Origin of the sequence: Protofrankia sp. CiT1 (genome assembly GCF_917627335.1) — a bacterium.
In the GTDB taxonomy this organism is placed as follows: Bacteria; Actinomycetota; Actinomycetes; order Frankiales; family Frankiaceae; genus Protofrankia.
Map to the genome: position 1 here is coordinate 7494 of NZ_CAKJTP010000074.1, position 2711 is coordinate 10204.

3 protein-coding genes are annotated in these 2711 nt (G+C 70.0%); all 3 read right to left on the reverse strand.

Translation table 11 applies throughout. From position 1 onward, the window contains the following. Positions 1-94: 94 nt before the first annotated feature. Entirely contained in the window at positions 95-880 is a 786-nt protein-coding gene (locus MJ785_RS13345; protein ID WP_239381191.1) for a ThuA domain-containing protein, read from the reverse strand. Between the two features lie 18 nt (positions 881-898). After that, the gene (locus MJ785_RS13350; RefSeq protein WP_239373428.1) at positions 899-1660 is read right to left on the reverse strand and encodes an SDR family NAD(P)-dependent oxidoreductase; all 762 of its coding nucleotides are present in this window, start codon (positions 1658-1660) and stop codon (positions 899-901) included. A 97-nt stretch (positions 1661-1757) separates the two neighbouring features. Then, positions 1758-2537, reverse strand: a complete 780-nt coding sequence (locus MJ785_RS13355; RefSeq protein WP_239373430.1) for an SDR family NAD(P)-dependent oxidoreductase — start codon at positions 2535-2537, stop codon at positions 1758-1760. Positions 2538-2711 lie beyond the last annotated feature (174 nt).

Genomic DNA, 2711 nt, shown 5'->3' on the forward strand with positions numbered 1-2711 from the left:
GCGGATCAAAGGACCAGGGTGGCTCCCCGCGCCGCCTTGCGACGCACGCGCCCCAGCCCCGCTCTTTGATCTACACCCCTGTTACCGGAGCCTCCTACCCGGCGCCGTGCTCCGTGCCGTAGACCGCTCTGGACAAGCAACGGTCGAGCACCGTGATGAACTCCGGGACGGTCCAGCTCCCCCGGTCGCTGTGGCCGAGGTCGTCGACGCCGAGGTCCTGGACGTCGAATCGGCCGCGGCAGTGCCCAAGGGTGAGGTAGCAGACCTCGCCGGCAGCATGGCGACGCAGGTAGAGCACGGGCTGGCGAGCGTCCGCGGAAGCGGGCACCTGCCCTTCGGCGAAACCCCGGGACGGCCCGCGGTAGCGGGTGTGCAACAGCACGTCGATCGGCGGGTGCAGCTCACTGACGTACAGCTCGTCGCTGACCTGGAAGGGGCCGATCCCCGCGACCAGCGGATGATCCGGCTGGGTGATCTCGACCTGATAGGGCGCGATCGGGGGGTGACCGAGGAACTGGCTGCCCAGCAGCGCGGCCACCGCTCCGAACACCCGCGGCGTCGTGAACAGACGCTCCCCGCCCGGCGTGGGCGCCTCGATCGCCGCGTTGGTGGCGTGCAGTGCCAGCCACCGCCCGCCGCGCGCCACGAAGTCCACCAGAACCCGCTGCTGCTCACGGCTGGGACGCACGTCACAGGTGTAGGTGACGAGCAGGTCTGCGGACTCGATCGCATCGATGCGGGCGTAGTCCTCGAAGACCCGGGTGCGCACCCGCTCGTGTCTTCCCAGGCGCTCAAGAAGGTGTAACCGCGCGAAGTCGAAGTCGTGCCAGCGCCCGCCGCACACGAGTACGGCCTTCACCCGGCCAGCCGGTCCCGCCATGGCTCGCAACCGCCGGTTCTAGAACTGCACGCGGGTGACGAGCCCGCCGTCGACCACGAGGTTGACGCCGTTGCAAAACCCGGCCCGGGGACTCGCCAGGAAAGCGACGGCTGCCGCGACGTCCTCAGGGCGACCATACCTGCCAACAGCGATCTTGGCCAGGACCTCCGCGTAGACCTCCGGCCGCTGCTCCCGGATCTTCTCCCAGTCGCCGCCGGGGAATTCGATCGGCCCGGGGGAGACCGTGTTGACCCGGATCCCCCGCGGCGCGAGGGTCCGCGCGAGCGCCGCGGAGTGGTGCAGCACGGCCGCTTTGATAGCCGAGTAGGCGTTGGCCGATGCCGGCCGCACCGTGTCGAAGGCGTTCGTCGTGCCGATCGCGATGATCGAGCCACCGCCGTCGGCGAGGTGCGGCACCGCGGCCTCGGCGAGCCGGACGAACGGCAACAGGTCACCGTCCAGGCTGCGCTGCCACTGCCCAGGGTCCTTGGCCGCGCCGGCGGATACGTTGGACACGACGATGTCCAGCCCGCCCAGTTCCGCCGCGGCGCCGTTGACGAAAGTGGTGAGCGCGTCGGTGTCGCTGACGTCGAAGGGCTCGGCACACACCTGGGCACCGTCGGCACGCAGCTCGGCCGCGGCCTTCTCCAGGCCTTCGGCGCCGCGGGCGCACAGGGCAAGCGAGCAGCCCTCCTGGGCCAGCGTCGCCGCGATCGCCCGGCCGAGTCCTCGGCTGGCGCCCGTCACCAGCGCCCGCCGCCCCGCCAATTCAAGATCCATTACCTGTCACCTTTCATCGACCGTCGATGCGTTGCCCACATATCCCGCGTGTTCAGTGGGGCAATCATCAGCGCTGTGGGTACCGGTACGGCGGGCATCAGTACGGCGCTATTCCGCCGCTCACAGTGATGCACTCGTTGTGCAGATAGGGCACCTCGTCGCTGAGGATCCACGCCGCGGCCGCCGCGATCTCCGCGGGAGTGGCGTACCGGCCGAGCGGCACCGCGCGTTCCATGCCGCCCCTGAAAGCCGTCTCGCCCACCCCGGCCAGCGTCCCAAGGCCGGCGCCCAGCGAATCCATCATGCGGGATTCGACGACGCCCGGCGCCAGGGTGTTGACCCGGATTCCAGCACCCGCGACCTCCAGGGACAGGCAGCGGGCCATGCCGTGCACGGCATGCTTGGAAGCATTGTAGATCGCTGTTCCACCGGCCCCCATCAGCGCCGCGATGGACGCGGTGAAAAGTATCGAGCCGCCGTTGCCCTGGGCCACCAGCTGCCGTACCGCAGCCTGCGCTGACAGAAAGGCCCCGAGCACGTTGACGGCGAAAACCCGGTGGTAGTCAGCCGGATCGAAATCCGCCACCGGCCGCACCATGCACTCCACGCCGGCATTGGCATGGTAATGGTCCAGTTTTCCGAAGGCCTGGACAGCCGCGTCGACACTGGCCTGCGCGCCGGCCGGCGTGGTTATGTCGACGCCGACGCCCACGGCGTCACCACCGATGGCCCGCGCGACCGTCCCGGCGGCGGCGTCGTCGAGGTCGGCGACCACGACCAGTGCCCCTTCCGCCGCAAGCCGCCGGCTGACCGCCGACCCGATCACACCCGCACCGCCGGTGACGACCACCGACCGACCGCTGAGTCCCGCGAGCATCCCGATCCCTCCTTAGCGCCTGTCTCACGTCGTGGGTCCGGCTCACCGCGCCCAGACGGCCCCTGGCCGTGTTCTCGGACGAACCGATACAGCCCGTATCGCGGTCGGCCTCGACCAGGGCTCGTTGCCCGGGGAACTTCTTCGGCAGACTCCGGACCCGGAGCACGGGAGCTG

Coding starts and splice junctions, on each gene's coding strand:
- MJ785_RS13345 (WP_239381191.1), bottom strand. CDS start 880: ATGGCGGGACCGGCTGGCCGGGTGAAGGCCGTACTCGTGTGCGGCGGG.
- MJ785_RS13350 (WP_239373428.1), bottom strand. CDS start 1,660: ATGGATCTTGAATTGGCGGGGCGGCGGGCGCTGGTGACGGGCGCCAGC.
- MJ785_RS13355 (WP_239373430.1), bottom strand. CDS start 2,537: ATGCTCGCGGGACTCAGCGGTCGGTCGGTGGTCGTCACCGGCGGTGCG.